Origin of the sequence: Pararcticibacter amylolyticus (assembly GCF_003130405.1) — a bacterium.
Classification (GTDB): domain Bacteria; phylum Bacteroidota; class Bacteroidia; order Sphingobacteriales; family Sphingobacteriaceae; genus Arcticibacter; species Arcticibacter amylolyticus.
In genome coordinates this window covers 338,440-360,367 of the sequence record NZ_QEAS01000001.1, presented here as the reverse complement: position 1 = coordinate 360,367, position 21,928 = coordinate 338,440, and the positions used below count along the sequence as shown (strand labels likewise).

Annotated in this window: 22 protein-coding genes; 7 read left to right on the top strand and 15 right to left on the bottom strand. The window is 41.9% G+C overall.

Features of this window, described 5'->3' with window-relative positions; genetic code table 11:
- Positions 1-39 precede the first annotated feature (39 nt).
- On the top strand, positions 40-957 hold the full coding sequence (locus DDR33_RS01555; protein WP_109413993.1) for a coiled-coil domain-containing protein: 918 nt from the start codon (positions 40-42) through the stop codon (positions 955-957).
- Between the two features lie 4 nt (positions 958-961).
- Here DDR33_RS01555 and DDR33_RS01550 read toward each other — a convergent pair whose 3' ends face one another.
- The 4 genes from DDR33_RS01550 to DDR33_RS01535 all read right to left on the bottom strand — a co-directional run bounded on the left by DDR33_RS01550 (position 962) and on the right by DDR33_RS01535 (position 6,734).
- Positions 962-4,657 (bottom strand): sensor histidine kinase, encoded by a 3,696-nt coding sequence (locus DDR33_RS01550; protein ID WP_109413992.1) that lies wholly within the window; start codon positions 4,655-4,657, stop codon positions 962-964.
- A gap of 80 nt (positions 4,658-4,737) precedes the next feature.
- Positions 4,738-5,622: an ACP S-malonyltransferase gene (gene fabD, locus DDR33_RS01545; RefSeq protein WP_109413991.1), complete on the bottom strand. Its 885-nt coding sequence runs from the start codon at positions 5,620-5,622 to the stop codon at positions 4,738-4,740.
- A 36-nt stretch (positions 5,623-5,658) separates the two neighbouring features.
- Entirely contained in the window at positions 5,659-6,300 is a 642-nt protein-coding gene (folE, locus tag DDR33_RS01540; protein WP_238387617.1) for a GTP cyclohydrolase I FolE, read from the bottom strand.
- Positions 6,301-6,308: 8 nt separating this feature from the next.
- Entirely contained in the window at positions 6,309-6,734 is a 426-nt protein-coding gene (locus DDR33_RS01535; protein WP_109413990.1) for a 6-pyruvoyl trahydropterin synthase family protein, read from the bottom strand.
- A gap of 81 nt (positions 6,735-6,815) precedes the next feature.
- On the opposite strand from DDR33_RS01535, the gene mqnB reads away from it, so the two are divergent.
- Genes mqnB through rfaD form a run of 3 tightly spaced genes read left to right on the top strand, consistent with a single transcriptional unit; the run spans position 6,816 to position 9,339 of the window.
- Complete coding sequence (mqnB, locus tag DDR33_RS01530) at positions 6,816-7,460, top strand: futalosine hydrolase (protein ID WP_109413989.1); 645 nt, start codon at positions 6,816-6,818, stop codon at positions 7,458-7,460.
- Positions 7,457-8,323 (top strand): menaquinone biosynthesis family protein, encoded by an 867-nt coding sequence (locus tag DDR33_RS01525; RefSeq protein ID WP_109413988.1) that lies wholly within the window; start codon positions 7,457-7,459, stop codon positions 8,321-8,323. The genes mqnB and DDR33_RS01525 overlap by 4 nt, the downstream gene beginning before the upstream one ends.
- Positions 8,324-8,373: 50 nt before the next feature.
- A complete protein-coding gene (gene rfaD, locus DDR33_RS01520) occupies positions 8,374-9,339 on the top strand; it encodes an ADP-glyceromanno-heptose 6-epimerase (protein WP_109413987.1) in 966 nt (321 codons plus the stop codon).
- On the opposite strand, the gene DDR33_RS01515 is transcribed toward rfaD, so the two are convergent.
- The 6 genes from DDR33_RS01515 to DDR33_RS01490 all read right to left on the bottom strand — a co-directional run bounded on the left by DDR33_RS01515 (position 9,334) and on the right by DDR33_RS01490 (position 14,951).
- The gene (locus tag DDR33_RS01515; RefSeq protein ID WP_109413986.1) at positions 9,334-10,560 is read right to left on the bottom strand and encodes an FtsX-like permease family protein; all 1,227 of its coding nucleotides are present in this window, start codon (positions 10,558-10,560) and stop codon (positions 9,334-9,336) included. The two genes, rfaD and DDR33_RS01515, sit on opposite strands and share 6 nt — an antisense overlap.
- Before the next feature lie 55 nt (positions 10,561-10,615).
- Positions 10,616-11,254 (bottom strand): MBL fold metallo-hydrolase, encoded by a 639-nt coding sequence (locus tag DDR33_RS01510; RefSeq protein ID WP_109413985.1) that lies wholly within the window; start codon positions 11,252-11,254, stop codon positions 10,616-10,618.
- A gap of 64 nt (positions 11,255-11,318) precedes the next feature.
- Entirely contained in the window at positions 11,319-11,921 is a 603-nt protein-coding gene (gene gldD, locus DDR33_RS01505) for a gliding motility lipoprotein GldD (RefSeq protein WP_109413984.1), read from the bottom strand.
- Positions 11,897-12,679: a shikimate dehydrogenase family protein gene (locus DDR33_RS01500; RefSeq protein ID WP_109413983.1), complete on the bottom strand. Its 783-nt coding sequence runs from the start codon at positions 12,677-12,679 to the stop codon at positions 11,897-11,899. The genes gldD and DDR33_RS01500 overlap by 25 nt, the downstream gene beginning before the upstream one ends.
- Before the next feature lie 23 nt (positions 12,680-12,702).
- The gene (locus tag DDR33_RS01495) at positions 12,703-13,467 is read right to left on the bottom strand and encodes a phosphosulfolactate synthase (protein WP_109414180.1); all 765 of its coding nucleotides are present in this window, start codon (positions 13,465-13,467) and stop codon (positions 12,703-12,705) included.
- Positions 13,468-13,547: 80 nt separating this feature from the next.
- On the bottom strand, positions 13,548-14,951 hold the full coding sequence (locus DDR33_RS01490) for a tetratricopeptide repeat protein (protein WP_109413982.1): 1,404 nt from the start codon (positions 14,949-14,951) through the stop codon (positions 13,548-13,550).
- Between the two features lie 334 nt (positions 14,952-15,285).
- Between DDR33_RS01490 and DDR33_RS01485 the strand changes: the two genes are divergently transcribed.
- The 3 genes from DDR33_RS01485 (at position 15,286) to DDR33_RS01475 (ending at position 17,305) form a co-directional block, all read left to right on the top strand.
- Complete coding sequence (locus DDR33_RS01485; protein WP_109413981.1) at positions 15,286-15,633, top strand: hypothetical protein; 348 nt, start codon at positions 15,286-15,288, stop codon at positions 15,631-15,633.
- Between the two features lie 86 nt (positions 15,634-15,719).
- The gene (locus tag DDR33_RS01480; protein WP_109414179.1) at positions 15,720-16,430 is read left to right on the top strand and encodes a peptidylprolyl isomerase; all 711 of its coding nucleotides are present in this window, start codon (positions 15,720-15,722) and stop codon (positions 16,428-16,430) included.
- Between the two features lie 107 nt (positions 16,431-16,537).
- Positions 16,538-17,305, top strand: coding sequence for an exodeoxyribonuclease III (locus tag DDR33_RS01475; RefSeq protein ID WP_109413980.1), 768 nt, complete (start codon positions 16,538-16,540; stop codon positions 17,303-17,305).
- On the opposite strand, the gene DDR33_RS01470 is transcribed toward DDR33_RS01475, so the two are convergent.
- The 5 genes from DDR33_RS01470 to lpxD form a co-directional block, all read right to left on the bottom strand.
- Complete coding sequence (locus DDR33_RS01470) at positions 17,302-17,871, bottom strand: 5-formyltetrahydrofolate cyclo-ligase (protein WP_109413979.1); 570 nt, start codon at positions 17,869-17,871, stop codon at positions 17,302-17,304. The two genes, DDR33_RS01475 and DDR33_RS01470, sit on opposite strands and share 4 nt — an antisense overlap.
- 72 nt (positions 17,872-17,943) lie before the next feature.
- Positions 17,944-18,504 (bottom strand): elongation factor P, encoded by a 561-nt coding sequence (gene efp, locus DDR33_RS01465; RefSeq protein ID WP_109413978.1) that lies wholly within the window; start codon positions 18,502-18,504, stop codon positions 17,944-17,946.
- Between the two features lie 114 nt (positions 18,505-18,618).
- Positions 18,619-19,401 (bottom strand): acyl-ACP--UDP-N-acetylglucosamine O-acyltransferase, encoded by a 783-nt coding sequence (gene lpxA, locus DDR33_RS01460; RefSeq protein ID WP_109413977.1) that lies wholly within the window; start codon positions 19,399-19,401, stop codon positions 18,619-18,621.
- The gene (locus DDR33_RS01455) at positions 19,398-20,807 is read right to left on the bottom strand and encodes a bifunctional UDP-3-O-[3-hydroxymyristoyl] N-acetylglucosamine deacetylase/3-hydroxyacyl-ACP dehydratase (RefSeq protein ID WP_109414178.1); all 1,410 of its coding nucleotides are present in this window, start codon (positions 20,805-20,807) and stop codon (positions 19,398-19,400) included. The genes lpxA and DDR33_RS01455 overlap by 4 nt, the downstream gene beginning before the upstream one ends.
- A 26-nt stretch (positions 20,808-20,833) precedes the next feature.
- Positions 20,834-21,865: a UDP-3-O-(3-hydroxymyristoyl)glucosamine N-acyltransferase gene (lpxD, locus tag DDR33_RS01450; RefSeq protein ID WP_109413976.1), complete on the bottom strand. Its 1,032-nt coding sequence runs from the start codon at positions 21,863-21,865 to the stop codon at positions 20,834-20,836.
- Positions 21,866-21,928: the final 63 nt, after the last annotated feature.

Genomic DNA, 21,928 nt, shown 5'->3' with positions numbered 1-21,928 from the left:
TAAACTCTTGGTATTTAAAAAGCTCAAAATAAGAATATTATGGATGTTGTTAATTCAGAGCCGACTCCCCGAAGAGACTCAAATAAGGTGTATTTTTTAATACTTGTTATTGTTGCTCTTTTAGGAACCAATGCGTATCTCCTCGTTAAGGATAAGAAGTCTAATAACAAGATTATTACATTAACTGATGAGAAATCCAGGATGGAAATTGAGATAGATAAGATTGAGGCTGAACTGGATAAAGCAAATAATTCAAATGTGAAGTTATCAACCCAAATGCAAAGCGATCAGGAGCTTGCCCGGCAGAAGATCAATGAACTCCGGGAGCAGCTGAACAGGGGGAAGCTTACACAAACTGAACTGGCAAAGGCTCAGAAAGAGATAAAGGAGCTTCAGTCTTTTGTTACCCGATATACTGCTGACATTGAAGGGCTGCAGAAAAAGAACAGGGAGCTTACAGTTGAAAGAGATAGTTTGAAGACTACTATTGCAAACGTGAGTGAGCAGGCTTCAAAGCTGGAGCAGCAAAACACAGAGCTTAATGATAAGATGAAAGTTGCTGCTGCTTTAAAAACCGGGAGCCTGAACGTTATCCCCCTTAAAGTCCGTGGAAATGGTAAGGAAACAGATGTGAGCAGGGCAGGAGCAGCAAAGAAGCTGAAGATAAGCTTTACTGTGGCTGATAATGCTATTGCTGTAAAGGGAATGCATGATATTTATGTCAGAATTGTCGATCCGAATGGAAATCTCATCGTTACGGACAATGGCAGCTTGTTTACGTCTGACGGCGATGACCTTCAATATACTTACAAAACCTCTATTGAGTTTGACAATTCACGCGGAAAGGTGTTTAATATAGACTGGACTAATCCAGTATCTTTTCAAAAAGGATCTTACACGGTGATCCTCTATTCTGATGGTTACACTATGGGTACGGGAACTGTGAGCTTGAAATAAACCGTCAGGAGGTTAGGGGCAAATCAATGTGAAATATAGTCCCTTTTCCCGGTTCTGTCGTAAAATGAATACTTCCCAGCATGTTTTCGACAGCCTGTTTCACAAACGCCAGGCCTAGCCCCGTTCCTGATGTTTTGGTTGTAAAGTTAGCATTGAAGATTTTCTCCCTGAGTTCTTCACTAATGCCGTTGCCATTGTCTTCCACTTCGATGTGTACCTGCCTGTTTTGCGGGTAAAGACGGATCACGATTTTCTTTTCACGTTCTTCAGGTATCGCTTCTATTGCGTTTTGTACCAGGTTGTTAAATATTCTAAGAAGATGATCCTTGCTTCCGTTTACTATCAGAGGCTTCTCTGTAAATTCGAATGGGATGGTATGGCCGTTTAACCTGAATGAATCTACAGATTTTTCGATTACTTCTATCAGATCTATATTCTCAAGGGGGGCATCGGGCAGCTTGGCGAAATTGGAGAATTCGGAAGCAATGAGCGCCAGGCTTTCTATCTGCTCGATAAAGGATCTGCTGAATTTTGCAAATTTCTTATCAAAGTTAGGATCTTTTTCTCTCCATGATTTTTCAAGCAACTGAACGCCGAGTTTTAATGGTGTAAGTGGGTTTTTGATTTCATGTGCCACCTGTTTAGCCATTTCGCGCCAGGCGGATTCTCTTTCCGATCTTGCCAGCTTGCGTGCACTTTCTTCGAGTGCAGTGATCATGTTATTATACTCTTTAATTAATGTTCCAATCTCATCGTTACTGTTCCATCGTATTGGCTCATTTCTGCTGCCGATCCGGATTTCACTCAGACTCTTGCTTACCAGGATAAGGGGATATGTAATCTGGTTTGCCAGGAAAATCGCAAATAATGTTATGGCAACCAATACAAGAGCGTAAACATTGATAATAGTATTCAGGTATTGACCGATGCGCTGGTCGTAATCCGTTTCATTCGAGAAGTAGGGAAGAGACAGGTAAGCGATCGTTTCATTTCTGCTGTTGCGAAGAGGTTTATAAGCTGAAATAAATTTCATTCTGCCAACCTGTTCGGTATTGATAAATTCTGACCTCTGGAATTTGTTAAGAAAGATATAGGCAAAAGCGTTCATTTTGGGTTCCACGAAGCCGTTCTCATAGATCTTGTTCTGAGTGGTATAAATCAGTTTTCCCTGGAGGTCGAAGAGGTTGAGGTCGGTTGCATTTATATCCGCAAAGGAATGCAGGGCATCTTCATTATCGGCTAAAGAGCCTTCCTTAAAGATCTGATTTTTCTCAATCCCGGTGGTAATCTGGTCAATCTGCTTTACAGCATCTTCCTGGAGCTGTTGTCTGAATTGCCTGCTAATGCTGATATAGGTGATAACTCCGACAATGAGAAGCGTAAGAATAATTGCAGAGACCAGGGACGCCTGTATTCTTGTGCTATAGAGTATCCTTTTTCTTGAAAAGATATGAGCAAGTTTGTGAGCTGTTAACTTGAAGTTTTCGTCGTGTATTACCAGCCACACCTGATGAATTCCCAATATTACGACAGACAACACGATCATCACCAGGAAGAGGAATGAAACAGAGCCAAGTTTCATAATCCAGGTAGTTACAGGCTGACTCACTACAATAACTTTTTTGGAGTTAGGCTTATAGATAAGATGGTTGTATCCATTTTTTTCCATAAAGACAAAACTGTTGTCCTTCCCTTTAAAGTCATTGTTTACCAGGTTGTATATGTAGGTGCCATTTTGATTGAGCAGTAATCCGTTAAGGTAAAATGCGAATGAATAGTTCTGAAGGTCCTTATCCACATACATTTTATTGTCTACCAGGACTTCCGGTACTTCCCTTGGGTTCTTCACAGTTGCCGACTTCAGGGTAAGCAAGAGGGTTCCGAGAACCTGTTCTCCTTCTCTTACTGGAATAATGGCGAAATAGTGCTGATATCCAAACGTGTTGTTGATTCTGTAGAAGTTCTCAGATACTTTTATAGAACCAGCGAGCACGAAATTTCTGAATATTCTGATTTCTGCACTATCGGGAGATGTACTTTCCTGTCCCGGGAAATAAGTATGTACGTCAAATTCGTAACGTGAAAGGTAGCCGTCAAAATATAGCTTGCGTAGTTTGTCTTTAAGTGAAGATCTGTCTTTGCTGCCTGCTTTAAAATATTCTTTAACGAAATTGTCTTTCAGGATTTCCTGTTCTAGGGAAAAAAACAGGAGAACGGCATTGGGATCATCTGCCGACTCGAGCCGGTATGCTATCACCTGCCGGTGATCTCTTTCTTTGATGTACTGAAATGATGATAGTTTTATAGATGCTATAATGGAGAAAAGCAGTACAACTAAAACGAAAATAAGGTAATTGTAAGCTTTGTTGTCAGTGTAAAATGCCCAGCCCTTTATGAAAACGATTATGCTGAAGAGGAGTGTGTAAACAGCAAAAGTTCCGCTTATGGCCTGCGCCAGCAAAATAACCCCTATTGAAATGAGGAATATCTTTAGTTTTTGGTTGTTGGAAAGTGGTAACCCGGCTCCTAGTGCCAGGAAAATCTCAAGGAGCAGATACAGATTAAATGCGCCGATACACATCAGCAGGATACCGATCCAGCTGTAGATGTCGAGATAAAGGATATTTGTTAGGTTGAAATTAATATTCGAGTTTACGATAAGTTGGTAAAAAATATCACTTTGCTGATTAGCTATTGCGTAAATAACCACGCCTAAAGCGATAAATATGACAGCTCCTGCTTTGTCAGGTATAGGGTGACTGGCAAGCGTGATCTTCTTACGATAGCTGTAAAAAAAGCATAATAACCAGCTCATGGCAATAGTAGTCAGGAGGAAGTCACCCAGTGATCTGAAAAAATAGCCCCCTGAATAATGCCTGGGATCAAAAAGACTGAGATTAAAATAGGAGGAAAATACCGGAAACTCGACTGAAGCAATCTTCAGGATCAGGAAATACAGAGCAAATAATCCGATAGCAGATTTAATATGTCCCCTCGATGCCATGAATGTACTGACCTGGTTGACAAAGATCGTCATAAACAAGACGGTCAGAGCGATCATCCATAGCTCAAGCTTCGAATAAAAACTATTTATGACAGATGATTTGAGCTTAACAGACAGAATAAAATGCCCCTCGCTGTTTTTTATATTATATACTTTTTTATCGTTCAATCCTGCGATATCAAGATTGTTTTCTTCTATGAGATCAGGAGCAAAAGAGTTTTTCAGGTACCGGTTCTGAAATGGGTACTCTGCCTTAATCGGAATGATACACACTACAGAGAATGGTCCTTCAGATTTCCTGATGGCTTCATACCATCCATTTCTTGTTTTAAGCCTGTTACTTCCTTCTTTCAGTCCCGCATCCGTAGTAGGAACGATTCTGTTTGCTCCCCAGAAAACGAGTTGCTCGTTGTAATAGGTATGGAGATAGATAGATCGCTTATCCCTGAAGTCCTTAATTAACTCTGCTGCTCGTGCCGGATTTTTGTGAATGGACTGCAAGGCCTTAAAATTTGCTTTGTTGTTTAAAAAGCTCTTCACGAACCTTTCTTTTTTCTGAAGGTTTTGCTCAATGGTGCGCGCATCCGATTCCAGTATCTGGCCTTTATCGAAGTTGAAATGCACAGATATAGCGGTTGCAGCAAACCCTATTGTGAGAATAAAGAGGAGTAAACGTATTTTAAAGGCTGAAGTCACAGAGAGGATGATTAGGATGAAACTCTAGCAGATAACAAAAGGATACAGGCTGTGTTTGACAACCGGTATCCTTTATATTTTTATGCTGTGGTCTGGGCGCTTGCGGTTTCCACAGACCGGTCTACTTTTTTCACCAGGCCCTGTAATACATTTCCTGGTCCTACTTCTGTAAATGATGTAGCTCCGTCTTCCAGCATTTTTTTGACAGTTTGCGTCCATCTTACCGGGCCGGTAAGCTGAGCTATAAGATTGGCCTTTATCGTGTGCGGATCGGTATGCGGTTTTGCATCGATATTCTGATAAACCGGGCATACCGGCGATTTAACCTGAGTTGCTTCAATCGCGCTTTCAAGTTCGGCACGGGCAGCTTCCATTAAAGGTGAGTGAAACGCACCGCTGACATTTAATTTCAGTGCTCTCCTGGCTCCGCGTTCTGTCAGTAAAGCGCATGCCTTTTCTACGCCTTCGATACTGCCCGAAATGACAAGCTGGCCGGGGCAATTGTAATTAGCCGGAACCACTATTTCGCTTACCATTTGACAGACTTCTTCAACCGTATAATCATCCAGTCCAAGTATCGCAGCCATGGTTGACGGCTGGATTTCACATGCCTTTTGCATGGCATTCGCCCGGGCAGAAACGAGCCTTAGTCCGTCTTCAAAAGTTAACGCGCCTGTTGCAACCAGAGCGGAGAACTCTCCCAGTGAATGACCCGCTACCATATCGGGCTGGAAATATCCGCCAAGTGAATCAGCTAGTATGACAGAGTGAAGAAAGATTGCTGGTTGTGTTACTTTTGTTTGTCTGAGCTCTTCTTCGGTGCCATCAAACATAATGTCGGTGATCCTGAATCCTAATATTTCATTCGCTTTTTCAAAAAGCTCTTTTGCTTTAGCATCCTGGTAGAGCTCTTTTCCCATACCGGGAAACTGGGATCCTTGTCCCGGAAATATATATGCCTTCATATACTTTTATCTATAGGCTGTTAATAATAAAAAAATCTAATCAAGACTTGCTGTAATAAGCCGTAAGAATTCGGCTCTGGTTCTCTCATTTGCAAATGCGCCTGTAAATGCGGATGTAGTGGTTACAGAATTTTGTTTTTGTATCCCCCGCATAGACATACATAAATGCTTGCATTCGATGACAACAGCTACCCCAAGAGGATTGAGTGTTTCCTGGATGCAATCCCTGATTTCATTGGTAAGGCGTTCCTGTACCTGGAGTCTTCTGGAATACGCTTCTACTACTCTGGGAATTTTACTAAGACCAACTATATGTCCGTTGGGGATATAAGCTACATGTGCTTTTCCGAAGAAAGGGAGCAGGTGATGTTCGCACATAGAATAAACTTCAATATCCTTTACTACTACCATCTGGCTGTATTCTTCTTTGAACATGGCGCTCCTTAGAATTTCATGTGGTTTCAGGTCGTAGCCATGTGTCAGATATTGCAGTGCCTTAGCCACGCGTTCGGGCGTTTTTAAAAGTCCTTCTCTTGAGGGGTCTTCCCCTATATCGGAAAGGATTTCGCTATAGTGTGAGGCTATCCGTTCAATTTTAACAGGATTATAACGATCAATTTTAACATAACCGTCAAGCTCATTTTCTTCTGCCATGTGATTAACTTCGTTCTCTTTCATGTTATATTTTATAATGGCTGATCTTGGCCATAGTATTCTGCATAATTATTTTCTGTTTCAACGAGTTTTACTTTGTAGAGGGTTACTCCGCGTTGTTCAAGCGGCAACTTTAGTTGATTAAAGATCTCCGTTGCCAGCACTTCTGTGGAAGCCATCTTATCTTTCATAAAGTCGACATCAAGATTGACATTTTTGTGGTCGAGTTTGTCCGTTACGTGCAGCCGGATGATTTCTTTGAGCGTCTTGAGGTCTATAAGATATCCGGTATCGGGATTGATCTCTCCTTTCACGGTGACGAAAAGCTCGTAATTATGGCCATGCCAGTTAGGATTTGAGCATTTTCCGAATACCTGCATGTTTCGCTCATCGCTCCATTCCTCCCTGTATAACTTATGTGCGGCATTGAATTGTTCTCTTCTGGTAATGTATATCATTTAAATATAATAAAGTACAAATATACTTAAAACTGAGTGCACGACTTACCCGCTACGTGTTGCAATCTGTATCTTCGCGATATGAAATTGCTTCTGGTAACTGCTACCCCTGAAGAAATACAACCCCTTTCCTCGCATTTTGATTTCAGGGAAGGCCCGAATATAGTGAATGGCAATGAGATTTTTATTTTGGTGACAGGGGTTGGAATGGTGGCTACTGCGTGGTCAATGGGGCAGGCTCTTGCTTCGGACACGTTCGATTTTGCGTTTAATGCGGGTATAGCAGGAAGCTTTAGCCGGACCTTGAACCCTGGTGATGTTGTCAACGTTGAAAAAGACTGTTTTTCTGAGTTAGGGGCGCAAGACCATGATGCCTTTTTATCCATCGATCACTTAGGATTCGGACGGGGCACTGAGTATCCTGTTTCGGGACACCTTTCTGATGCTCTTTCTGATCACCTGCCAAAAGTTTCTGCTATCACAGTAAATACCGTGCATGGCAATGAAGAAAGCATTGAACAAACAGTAGCAAGGCTCAATCCGGATATAGAGACAATGGAAGGCGCTGCCTTTTTTTATTGCTGCAGGATGAAATCACTCCCCGGGCTACAGGTTCGTGCTGTCTCAAATTATGTGGAGAGACGAAACAGACTGGCCTGGAATATACCCCTCGCTATTGCTAATCTCAATAAGGAACTTATATATCTGCTTAATAAATTAGTATGAAACTCACACTTGGTTTTTCCCCCTGCCCGAATGATACATTTATCTTCGATGCTATGATCCATCATAAAATTGATACAGAAGGTCTTGAATTTGAAGTATTCTATGATGATGTGGAGACACTTAATCATAAGGCGTTTGATGTGAACCTTGATATCACGAAACTTAGCTTTCATGCTTTCGCTTTTGCCGTGGAGGATTATGCTCTTCTCGATTCGGGAAGTGCCCTCGGCTTTGGGGTCGGCCCGCTTCTGATTTCCAGGGATAAAATTACCCCGGATCTTTTAAGGCAGGATCCCGCCGGCTATACAGAAGGTGGACGGCCTCTGAAGATTGGTATACCCGGCAGGTTTACAACAGCAAATTTTCTTTTTAGCCTGGCATTTCCTCTTTTGACGAATAAGGTGGAGATGGTATTCTCTGAAATTGAGGATAGCCTGCTAAAGGGCGACATTGATCTTGGCCTTATTATTCATGAAAACAGGTTTACTTACCAGGATAAAGGACTGAAAAAAGTAATCGATCTTGGTAGCTTTTGGGAGGAACAGACCGGGTGCGCAATACCTCTTGGGGGAATTGTAATCAGGAGAGAACTGCCCGGCGAGATAAAGCAGAAAGTGAACAGGGTTTTAAAGAAAAGTGTTGAATACGCGTTTGAAAACCCTAAGTCGGGGATAGAATTTATCAGACAGCATGCGCAGGCGATGGATGAGGAAGTGATGTATAAGCATATCGAGCTATATGTAAACAAATATTCTGTAGATTTGGGCGCAGAAGGGCGTAAGGCGATAAAACTTCTTTTTGATACGGCATTGTCGAAAGAGATTATTCCTGATCTGAAAGAGGATATTTTTTTAAATGAATAATGGGCCTGAAGTTCAGTGCTTATTATTCTTCACAGATTAACATATAACACATGATCATAGTTACCGGAGCTGCTGGTTTTATTGGAAGTTGTTTAGTAAGTAAGCTAAACGATGAAGGATATTTCGACCTGATATTAGTGGACGATTTTTCGGATCCCGGGCAGAATAAGAATTTCGAAGGAAAGCGTTATTCGAAACTGGTAGACAGAGAGGATTTCATTGAATGGATACGGTCCAATCATCTGCACATCCAGTTTATCTTTCATCTGGGAGCACGGACAGATACTACAGAGTTTGATTACGAGGTGCTTAACCGGCTTAATCTGGAGTATACTAAACAGGTGTGGAACGCGTGTGTTGAATTTGGCCTTCCTCTTGTTTATGCATCTTCTGCTGCAACTTACGGATTGGGTGAAGAAGGATATGAGGACGATGAGAATAAGCTGGACAGGTTAAAACCGCTAAATCCTTATGGTGAGTCTAAGAATGAGTTTGACAAATGGGCTTTGACTCAGGAGAGAAAGCCGTATTTCTGGGTTGGACTGAAATTTTTTAACGTTTACGGACCTAATGAATATCACAAAGACAGGATGGCTTCCGTGATATTTCACACCTATCGCAATATAAAAGAAACCGGGAAGATGAAGCTTTTTCAATCTCACCGGCCCGACTTTAAAGACGGCGAACAGATGCGTGATTTTGTATATGTAAAAGATGTAACAGAGGTACTTTACTTCTTTATGCATCACAGAAAAGATTCTGGTATCTATAATCTTGGATCGGGTAAAGCACGTACATTTTATGACCTGGCCTCCGCCACATTCAGATCGGCAGAATTACAACCTGATATTACCTTCATTCCTACACCGGAAGATATAAGAGAAAAATATCAGTATTTTACTGAAGCGAAGATGGATAAGCTCTGGTCGATTGGGTATCATAAGCCTTTCCACACTCTGGAAGAAGGCGTTGATGATTATGTCAGAAATTATCTTATTCCGGGAAAGTATTTATAACTCGTCTTTCATATTTCCCAGGTTTTTTACACTGAGCCTGGAGGCAATGCCGGAAGTAATTAGCGAAATTCCGGTAACGGTAAAGAATACCAGTACAAAATCCAGAGGATTGATGCCTACGGGATAAGATTCTGTTATCAGGTTCGCCTCCGCCATTTTGATCAGGCCAAAGTGTTGCTGAACAAGGCAGAAGATAAGGCCTGTAAACATTCCTGCAATACATCCTGCAACTGTAATGATCATCCCTTCCAGAAAGAATATTTTCCTGATTAGTCCCCTGCCTGCACCTATACTGCTCAGGATAGCTATATCTTTTTTCTTGTCCATAACCAGCATGGTTAAAGAGCCAACGAGGTTAAATACAGCAATGATCAGTACGAACGTCAGTATGACGAAGATAGCCCATTTTTCGGAATTCAAAATTTTATAGAGAAGTGCATTTTGTTGAACCCTGTTCTTTACTATGAACTGTTTCCCCAGTTTTTGAGAAATCTCGTCCTGGAAACGATCTATTTGTGAGTCGTCTTTCAGATATATTTCTATGAAGGAGACTTTCTTTTCTTCTTCAAGCAACTGCCTGGCGAAATGTAACGGAACTATCAGTGATTCATCAAATTGTTGCTGGATTTGAAAAACGCCTGACGGGTGGATTGTTTTGACAATAAACTCATCGGCCGGATTGATAGAGTTGCCTGCTCCTTTACGCGGAGAATATATCTCAAGATCAGTAAAGTCGTCTTTTAGGTTGAGATTAAGGTATCCCTGAACAAGTGATCCGGCCACAGCGAAGTCGACGCCATTTTTGTTCAGTGTAAAGCTGCCCTCTATCAATGTACTGTCGAGCCGCTGTCTTTTCAGAAAGTCGTTGCTCACCCCTTTAACCATCCCGATATATTGACCTCCTTTATATCTGAGGAGAGCCTTTTCCTGAAGTACCTCGGTATAATTCTCTATTCGCTTGTCTTTTCTTAGTGCTGTAAAGAGTGCAGACCCTGGGTCGAACGCTTTTCCGGAAGATGGCTCAATTCTAATCTCAGGCGTGAATGTATTGTACATAGAAAGCACTACATTTTCAAACCCGTTGAATACAGACAAAATGATGACGAGCGCTGCACTCCCCACAAAGACTCCCAATACGGAAATTCCTGAGATAAAATTTATCGCATTCAGAGACTTCTTTGAGAACAGATACCTTTTGGCTATATAGAATGACGTGTACATTTCCCGTTATCTTTCTTTAATTACAGCATTCCCCGATACCTGTTTTTGTATACTCTTAATTTAAAAAAGGATTGTATTGTTTTTCATAGCCGATGGAGGTGGCTTGGCCGTGACCAGGATAGACTACGCAGTTTTCAGGAAGCTTGAATAGCTTTTCGCGGATACTGGTTATCAGTTGTTGATAATTTCCTCCGGGGAGATCTGTTCTTCCGATGCTCCTGTAGAAGAGGACATCTCCTCCTATGAGGAAGTTACTGGCAGCACTATAAAAGCAGGTGTGTCCGGGTGAATGTCCCGGAGCAAGAATGATTTCAAGTCCGGAGTTTCCGAAGTTAACCTTCCCGCCTTCCTCCAGGTAATGTTCAGGGCGGGGGGAGAGCTCATACCGGATCCCCATGGGCGCAGCAAATGCGCTCACCGACTCAAGCATGGGAAGTTCTTGTTCATGCGTTTGGGGCAACAGGTCAAACATTTCATTAACAAACTTATTACCCAGTACATGGTCTATGTGGCAATGGGTGTTGAGAAGAAGTACAGGGCTGAGTTTTTCCTCTTTTATGTATGAAACTATTTCGTTCTGCTCTTCTCCGGTATACATTCCGGGGTCAATGATCACACATTCACCTGTTTCATCTGAAAGTATATAGGTATTTTCCCCGAAAGGATTACATACAAACGCTTTAACTTTAATCATTCCCGATCTCTGATTTTAGCTGTGCAAGTTACAATTTCGAACGTTGCTGAACAATCAGCAATATTCACTTCCATTTAAAGGACCGGATCATTACATCTATGTCTTTTTTCACAAAGTCCAGGACGGGTTTTATTGAATCTACCCTGGGCACTTCGTTGAAATAAAGCGCACCCCTCAGATAATGTCGGGTACTGTCGGTCAGAAAGAATTGTATAGCAGATGCCGTGTTCCCTTCAATAGTGTAATAAATGCCATAAACCTTTTTATCCGGATAGGCAATACGTGCTTCGTCTATGGCAGTTGCCTTTACTGTGTGCTTAAAAACAAATGTACGGGAGTCTTCAACCAGCTCATTAAAGATTTTGCGCGAATCTACGGAATGGTAGCTTAAATGTATTTTTCCATTGAAGTCAGGGAAATTAATGTTGAGCCAGCAGGGCTGTGCGTCCCGTGAGCTATCTCTCGTAATCTGCGAGTAAACGGGGTACTGGAAAGTGTATGGGCAGGAGCCCTGATATTCCTGGTATGATTTTGCCGGGAAGGTTATCCTGTAATAACCTCTGGGTTTTGGCGAATAATCCTTATTTCCGCATGAATTGCAGGATACTGTTAAGCATACCAGTAAAATCAGAGTTGTAAAACTCAGCCTTTGTTCCAGATTTCCCATGATCTTTCCGCCTGAAGGTGAAGCATCTCTTCTCCGTTTTTAATTGTGGCGCCTTGCTCCTGACCCCTTTTTAGAAATTCTGTCAGAGGGGGATTGTAAATGAGATCGTATAACAGGTGATTACTCGTAATATGCTCATAAGGGATATCCGGATATGTTTCAACAGCAGGAGACAATCCAAGAGGAGTAGTATTGATGATCAGATGATGGTCAGACATAGTGCTTTTTTTTATGTCTGAGTAGGTGATCTGTTTCCTCGCTTTACGTCTCGAAACAACCTTGTAATCGATCCCGAGTTTAGAAAGTACATAGGTAACAGCGCGGGACGAACCTCCGCTTCCAAGTACAAGAGCCTTATTATGATGCTTTTTGAGCAGAGGTTTCAGCGATTGCTCAAAGCCATAACTATCTGTATTAAATCCCTCCAGCCGCACTTTATTTGACGAAAGTTCGCCTGTGAAGAATGATTCTACGGGCTTTTGCTTTATTATTTTTATACAGTTTACAGCGTCTATCGCTTTTGCGGCCGGATCAATCTTATCAAGATAGAACATGACTCCGATTTTATGGGGGATGGTCACGTTCAGACCACAAAGATCGGGGTTTGATGAAATCAGCTTTTCAAAGTCACTGAGGTTTTCAAGCGGGAATAATTCGTATGAATAGTCTGTTAATCCCTCTTTTTCAAATTTTTCAGAAAAGTACTTTTTCGAAAACGAATGGCTTAATGGATAGCCTATCAGCCCGAACTTCTTCATATTTCTTTGTAACGAGAGAGAGGCTAAATTGTGTTAATGAAATGATTAAAAGTGTCTCCACGCAGCCCAAGGCGTATCGTTTCGAGTGGAATCACTTCGGCTGGTGCAATATTACCAAGGTTGACGTTCGCTCCCAGTAATTTAATAAACCAAACCTGCTGACCTTTCTGGGGGGCTTCCCATATTATTTTCTCTTCTGGTATCTGGGTGAGGATTTCGTCCACTAGCCCTTCCCTCACTTCTCCTGAATCCCGGTAAATACCAACGTTGCCGCTTTCCCGGGATTCGGCTATTAGCTTCCATGAGCCTGCTTCGAGTTCAGCAGTCATCATTTTGATCCATTTATAGGGTGCAAAGATCTTTTGAGCATCTTTTGAACCCACTTCCGAAATGACCGTGACCTGCGAACTCAGCTTTGAAATATACTCACACTTCTCATCGTGAGGAATTTCAATGGAGCCATCGGATACTTCGGCAAATTGCAGGCCGTATTTATCCAGTACACGGCGGTAATCGTCAAACTGGTTTCTTATTACAAAAGCTTCAAACAGCGTTCCTCCGAAATAGACCGGTATTCCTGCATTTTTGTACACTTTGAGTTTCTCGCTGAGGTTGGGGGTAACGTAAGAAGTTGCCCATCCTAACTTTACAATGTCGATGTGCGGACCAGCTACTTCTATTAAGTTCTCAATTTCACGGACACTTAACCCTTTGTCCATCACCATCGTCAATCCGTTTTGCCGGGGTTTTGACGTACGGAAAGGAATTTTCTCTAAATCGAAATTCATCATACGCTGCAAATCTTAGAAAAAAATCCAATACATTCTTAAAGTACCGGATTTTATTTCTTCTTTTTGACGGAAATTTCCTAGATAAGGTACTTGTTTATAATATCAATAATTATCTTATTGTCCTGAAGTTGAGGGAGATATTCAAATAGTATTTCATGCTTGGCCGGATCAATTTTTAAAGCAAGTTCAAGAAAGTTGAGAGCTTCATTATATTGGCCGGACGCAAAGAGGTATGCAACCATTCTATAGTAGAGCTCTGCAGCGTCTGTATTATGTTTAATTGCTTCAGCTATGGTCTCAATGGCGTTTTCTAACTTACTTTGCTCATAGAGGATAGAAGAATAGTCAAGCCACGCTTCTATATCCACAGGATTAAGTTCAATAACCTTCGTGTAGGCTTTTTCTGAATCTTCCAGTTTTCCCAGCTTATAATAGGCATCAGCCATGGCAAACCAATAGTCCGGATTGCTATCGTCAAGCGCGAGTGCCTTTTTGTAGAAGTGCAGAGACTCAAAGTAACGGTCTTCGAAATCCAGTGTCACCCCGATACCAAACCAGGCATCAGAAAGCTTGGTGTCAAGCTTAACTGCTTTTTTGTAGAAAGAACGGGCTTCTTCCATCTGTTCAAGCTTTTCATAACACTCACCTATAGCGCAATAAGTATCAGCATTTGGCGGTTCATATTCAAATGTTTGTTTGTATACATCTATGGCATCGCTGAACTTATCCAGATGGATCAGGGAGTTCCCTTTATTAAAATATGCAGAGGCAAAGTTTTCTTTGATCAGTATGGCATAATCATAGGCGTCTATAGCCTTTTCATAAAGGTTCAGCTTGTGATATGCATTGCCGAGATTATACCAGGCAGCATAAGAATAAGGCTCGTTATCGATATACTGCTTATAGAACTGGATGCTTTCTTCCTGCTTGTCGAGCACATCATAGCAGAATGCCAGTTCATATAAAGCATCCTGATGCTCCATATTATGCTCAAGACACCTTTTAAGATTCTTTACAGCGCTTTCGTAGTCACCTGTGTTTTGATAAACCAACGCGATCATCAGGTATATCTCATCTTTGTTCTCTGCTAGTGAGAGGGCTGTTTTATAGTTTTCCAGCGCTTCTTCGGGCCTGTCGAGTGCTTCAAAGATATTGCCTCTGATCAGGTAAATATCGCCTTCAGAGCGTTCCAGTGTTTCCGCTTTGTTTAAGGCTTCAAAAGCATCATCCAATTGGTTGGTAGCTACAAACAGCTGAGCCTGTTTTATGAAGAAGACTGCAGCAAATGGATGCTGGCTAACGGCATAGTCAACTACCTGAAGCGCTTTTATGGGGTCGTTTTTCTCAATGTAATAATCTATGATGTTCTCAAATGCCTGTGAATCAAAAAAATATTGATCCTCATTCCTGATCATCTCCTCATATCTCTCTACTGAAAACCTTGGATCTTCAGAGAATTCAAATTCAAAATCTTCTTCCATTAATGATAAATTTAAGAACGGTTTCCCCGGATATGACTGCCAGAACCTGGTATTTCATCGATTAACTTTATTAAATTAGTTAAAATAGAGTTTTCCCTGGCTGCTTAATTTTCAACATCCGGTGAGGATCTGGTTAATTAACTAAATAACAGTTGTATAGCATTTTGTTTTTGTTGATAAGTTAATCTTCTATCCGTTCTTACGTGTGCATTTTAAATAAATATATGAAAAATTAATCGAATACCAGCTATTTGCCGGACTTTTGCGTAACGTGCAGTTTTTGCCCGGCGGATAATTATGTCTGTTAATTAACGTTAAAATACAAACAATTTATATGTCACCCGCAGAAGTAAATACAAGATGGAAGGAGTTGCAGGAAAAAATATCAGCCGACTTTGATACAGAGAAGCCCGACATCAAGGTGATGCTTTTTCTGATTGGAGTCCAGGAGTTGGGAAAAGGGCCTCGGAAATTTTCAAAACGTCAGAAGGAGGAATTGATGCATATTGCTACCTGCCGCCTGTTGAGCGAAATGGGATTTTATGAGCTGCAAGGTCTTGATCAGGATGGATGGCCACACTGGAAACTGGTAAAACCTATTCCTTCATATGCTTTACTTGAGCAGGAGATGCTTTTGAAATCTCTCATTGTATCTTATTTTGATGAATATTCTGTTAATTAGTAATTTGATTGATTGTCTTCAATATGCTGATCCAAAGTTCTAAGTATGCAATAAAAGCTCTGTATTTTACAGCTCTCATCATCATAATGTCTGTAACATTGCCAGTACAGGCACAAGGAATTCTTGATTTTCTGAAAAAGCCTAAAAATCAATATGTCCGGATATCTACGGCTAAGGGTGAGTGTATAGTGAAATTATATAACGAAACCCCGCTTCACCGCGATAACTTTATAAAACTTGTTAAGAAGGGCTTTTACGACGGAACTCTTTACCACCGTGTCATCAAGTCTTTTATGATACAGGGAGGTGATCCAGACTCTAAAAATGCCACTCAGGGACAATTATTGGGGGAAGGAGATCTGGGTTACAGGATCCCGGCAGAGTTTAATCCCGCACTGTTTCACAAAAAGGGGGCTTTAGCTGCCGCGCGGGATGATAACCCTGCGAAGTCCTCAAGCGCCTGCCAGTTTTATATCGTACAGGGAAAGACCTATACAAATGAGGAGCTAAACATAGTAGAGAAGAAAAAGCTTGACGGCCGGAGCATCCCTCCCGAACAACGAAAGGTTTATCAGACAACAGGCGGCTCGCCTTTTCTTGACCAGAAGTATACTGTCTTTGGTGAGGTAGTGAGGGGAATCGAAATGGTGGATTCTATAGCGTCACTTCCAACAGACGGAAATGATCGTCCGCTTACAGATATTAAAATGACGATATATCTTCTGAAAAAAAGAGAAGCCCGCAAACTGGAAAAAGAGCTTCTTCAGGAGAGTTTCAGAAGAAAGCTGATTATGTAAATCTGGCATTCCATATTCCTTCAGAAACAACAGATTTGATATTTTATAGGCGGTGGCTTGTATGTAAAGGAATTGCAGCGGGCCGACCGGTAAGGCAATAGTATATAATGAAAATAATAACATATAATGTAAACGGCATTCGTTCTGCTTTCGGAAAAAACTGGTTGGGATGGCTTCAGGCAGCTGATCCTGATGTAGTTTGCCTCCAGGAGATCAAGGCTAGCCGTGAGCAGCTTTCTGATCTTTTTTTACTGGAGCAAATGGGATATGAACATTATTGGTATCCAGCTCAGAAAAAGGGGTATAGCGGAACGGCAATCTTAACAAAAAAGACACCTCTTCATGTCGAATACGGCTGTGGTCATTGTGACTATGATTTTGAGGGAAGAATAATAAGAGCGGATTTTGAAGGATTATCGGTCTTGAGTACCTATTTTCCTTCCGGCTCGAGCGGAGATGAACGGCAACTTTTTAAATACCGCTTTCTTGACGACTTCCAAATGTACGTTGACAAGTTGAAGCAGGAGCGGCCCCGCCTGGTTATTTCGGGAGATTATAATATCTGCCATCGCCCTATAGATATCCATAATCCAAAGTCAAATGCCAACTCCTCGGGATTTTTGCCGGCGGAACGGGAATGGATGGAAAACTTCATTAATAAAGGATTTATTGACAGTTTCCGGTATTTTAACAATGATCCGCATCATTATACATGGTGGAGTTTCAGAGCAGGCGCAAGGAAGAAGAATCTGGGATGGCGTATAGACTACAATATGGTGAGCAAGGATCTGGAGTCCAGTCTTAGGAGGTCTGCTATCCTTTGTGAGGCAGTGCATTCAGATCATTGTCCTGTATTGCTCGAACTGGATGTTTAATTGAACGTCCAGATTCTATCAGGAGTGATACATAAGTCCAGGGGAATGTCGTGCGGCTCTGCGTCTATCTTCTCTTCAGGCCCGAAAAAGGAGATTCCTATTTTTTTTGTCTTAGGACGGCAGTCCTGGAGAAAGCGGTCGTAAAATCCTTTTCCGTATCCTATCCGGTTACCCACCTTGTCGTATGCAAGAAGAGGAATAATAATCATGTCAATTAATTCGGAAGCGACCTCATCACCTGATTCCGGCTCGGTGATTCCCCATTCATTCATGGCAAGGGGAGTGTCTTCTTTCCATATAATATTGCGGAGTGTATGATGGTGAAAATCGCTTTTAGGTAACACCAGATTCTTTTCAGGGTAATCTTTCCTGATTTTTTCAGCGATGAGGAGGCTGTTAAATTCGTGCTTTCCTATTATAGGATAAAAGATGTGCAGGTAATGAATATTTGAAAGCGGAATGTGAAAGAACTGTTCGGTAATCTTAAGGCTAAGAAGGTCTATTTCTTCCGGTTGCAGACTTTTTCGTTTTTCCAGGTATAGCTTCCTTAGTCCTTGCTTTAGCATTGTTAAAAATAAAAAAACGGTCTTAATTATTAAGACCGTTTTAACCTGAACTTTTAACTCCCTGATATGGGATTATTTTACACGTTCGATATAATCACCTGTGCGGGTATCGACTCTTACTTTCTCGCCCTGATTTATAAACAAGGGTACCCGGATTTCAACACCGGTTTCAACAGTCGCGTACTTCATAGCATTAGTAGAAGTATCGCCCTTTACTGCCGGTTCTGTATATGTAATTTCAAGCTCAACGCTGGTTGGTGCCTGCGCCATGATCGGCTCGTCACTTTCAAAAGCGACAATCACGTTCATCCCTTCCTTCATGAATCTAGCTGCTTCGCCAAACAGGAATTTCGGAATGTTAAATTGTTCATATGTATTGTTATCCATTACTACGAAGAAGTCGCCATCGTCGTACAGATATTGATAGTCGTTGGTTTCAACCCGACAGATTTCAACTTCTTCGTCTGTCCGGAAGCGGTACTCTACCAGTTTGCCCGTCTTAACGTTTCTCATCCGGGCCTGGTAGAAGGCCCGTAGATTACCGGGAGTCCTGTGGATGAACTCTTCAACTGTTACAAGTTCCCCATTAAAGCGCAGGATATTGCCGTTTTTTATGTCTGAAGCTTTTGCCATACAATTTCTTAGGATTATAGGCGGCAAAGATAGAATATTTTTTCAAAACATTAATCCACGCCGGCCTTTGTAAATCCGGTTTCTCTTACCTGGAAAGAGTTACTGGTAAACTAATTAAGCTCCTGTAAATCCTTTCATGATACCACGGTTAGAATTCCTGATAAAATCAAGAATTTCGTCTCTTATCTCTGTTGGCTGATGTTCAGCTTCTATAATGTCGAGAGCTGTTGTAATATTATACTTCTTTACAAACAGTGTCCGGTAGATATCCTGAATTTCATTTATCTGCTCAGAGGTAAAGCCGCGGCGGCGAAGGCCTACCGAGTTGATGCCTACGTAGGAGAGGGGTTCACGGGCTGCTTTTACATAAGGAGGAACATCCTTTCTGACAAGAGAGCCTCCTGTAATAAAAGCATGAGAACCAACCTTACAAAACTGGTGAATAGCTACCAGCCCTGCGAGTACCACATAATCGCCTATCGTAATATGCCCGGCCAGGGTTGTGCTGTTCGAGAATATGCAATTATTGCCAATGAAACAATCATGTGCGATATGGCAGTATGCCTGGATAAGGCAGTTATTTCCAACTACTGTTTTCCACTTATCTTTCGTCCCCCTGTTAATGGTAACGCACTCGCGGATAGTAGTATTGTCACCTATTTCGGCTGTCGTATCTTCTCCGGCAAATTTCAGATCCTGCGGAATGGCAGAGATTACTGCCCCTGGAAAAATACGGCAGTTCTTTCCGATACGTGCTCCATCCATGATGGTTACGTTCGGTCCTATCCAGGTTCCCTCGCCGATCTCAACGTTTTTGTGTATTGTAACAAAAGGCTCGATTACTACATTATCGGCAATTTTCGCCTGAGGGTGTATATATGCTAGAGGTTGGATCATTGTTCTTCGTTTTTCACTTTTACAATCTGAGCCATTAGTTCGGCTTCTACTACAACTTTTTCACCAACCATCCCAACGCCTTTCATTTGCGCTATTCCACGGCGGATAGGTGTCATGAGATCACATCTGTATATTACGGTGTCGCCCGGCGTAACCTGTGCTTTAAACCGTGCATTCTCAATTTTCAGGAATAAGGTAAGCCAGTTTTCAGGATCCGGTACCGTATTTAATACAAGGATGCCACCTGTTTGTGCCATTGCTTCAATATGTAGTACCCCTGGAAAAATAGGAGAACCAGGAAAGTGACCTCTGAAGAAGTCCTCATTCATAGTTACGTTCTTTAATCCCACTACATGGTTTTTAGTGAGCTCGAGGATCTTATCAACAAGAAGAAAAGGTTGCCTGTGCGGCAATATATTCATGATCTGAGTCGTATCATAAACAGGAGGCATGGTAGGGTCGTATACCTTTACCGTTTTTTTACTCCTTTCTCTCTTAATCTGTGCTTTTATCCGTTTTGCGAAAGCAACGTTAGCAGCATGTCCCGGTCTGGCCGCCATGATGTGACCTCTCAAAGGAGTCCCTACCAATGCCAGGTCGCCGATCATATCAAGAAGCTTGTGCCGTGCCGGTTCATTTTGATGGCGTAGTTCTATATTGTTGAGTATTCCTTCTTTTGCAACATCAATATCTTCCCTGTGAAATAGTACTGCCAGGTGCTTTAGTTCATCTTTACTCACCTCCTTGTCTACCACAACAATAGCATTATTCAGGTCGCCGCCTTTGATCAGGTTGTGTTCAAGAAGCATTTCAAGCTCGTGAAGGAAGCAAAAGGTGCGGCTGGAGGCCACCTCTTTCTTGAATTCAGAAATACCTGTTATAGCTGCATGCTGACTGCCCAGTACCGGCGAATTATAGTCAATCATACAGGTAAAACGGTAATCATCCTCAAGAGGCATTGCTACCATTTCCACACGCCTGTCGGGTTCTGTATAATGAATATTGTTCGGAATGACATAATATTCACGGTCCGCTTCCTGTTCTACTAAACCAGCTTTTTCAAAAGCCTCAATGAACTGGATCGAGCTTCCGTCCATGATAGGTGTTTCAGGGCCGTCGAGTTCAATTAATACATTGTCAATCTGGAAACCGACAAGTGCGGCAAGTACGTGTTCAACAGTGCTTACACTGGCACCGTTCTGTGAAATAGTTGTACCCCTTGATGTATCAGTAACATTGTCAACATCGGCATCAATTATAGGCTGACCGTCTATATCAACCCGTTTAAATTTGTAGCCATGGTTTTCGGGAGCGGGCTTAAATGTCATATTTACAGGTTGTCCTGTATGTAGACCTGTTCCTGAAATGGTAATCTCTTCCCTTATAGTTCTTTGTTTAACATTCATGTCCTGATGCATGTATCAACTATTTTTTAAAGTTTGTCTTTGAGTGCTTTTTCAAGTTGTTCCAGTTTTCGTTCCAGGTCTGGAAGCCTGTTGAAGATGACCTGTGCACGCATCTGATTGGTATAGCTGGAAAATGGCGTTCCTGCCCACTTCTTTCCTTCTTCCTCAATTGATCGGTTTACACCGGATTGGGCCTGGATCTGGCTGCCTTTAGCTACCGAGATGTGACCGACAATTCCTACCTGTCCGCCAATGATACACTGTTCTCCTATCTTCGAACTGCCGGAAACGCCTGTTTGGGCAGCAATGACAGTGTTCTTTCCAATCTCAGCGTTATGAGCTATCTGAATGAGATTATCCAGTTTTACTCCCTGCCGTATGATGGTTGAACCCATAGTGGCACGATCGATAGAGGAGTTCGCACCAATTTCTACATCGTCTTCTATAATTACATTCCCAATCTGGCTGATCTTATTATAACTGCCGTCGGCCTGAGGCGCAAAGCCGAATCCGTCGCTCCCGATAACAGAACCAGCATGAATGACAACGCGTGATCCTATTTTGCAATCATGGTAAATCTTTACCCCCGGGAAAAACGTACAATCATCACCGACTTCTGCATTGTCTCCGATGTAGGTCTGGGGATAGATCTTACAATTATCGCCCACAATTGCACCTGCTCCGATATAAGCGAATGCTCCTATATAGGCATCTTTTCCGATTCTTGCAGAAGGATGAACAAAAGATGGCTGCTCTATCCCAACCTTGTTCAGTTTAATAGTGTTATATTTCTCCAGTAAAATGGAAAAAGCACTATATGGGTCCTTTACCCTTACCAGGGTAGCATTTACTTCTGAAGATGGGACGAAATCCTCGCCAACAATCACGATCGAAGCGTTAGTTTGATATAAGAACGACTCGTATTTTGGATTGGCAAGAAATGAGAGGGAACCCGTACCGGCTTCTTCAATTTTGGCCAGCTCATTTACTGTAACGTCCGGATTTCCATCCACATTTCCATTCAGTAAAATTCCGATCTGTTGGGCAGTAAATTGCATCGGGCAAATTTATATGTTATTAGTTTATGAACAAATTTGAAAAATATTAGTTCTTACCGGGCT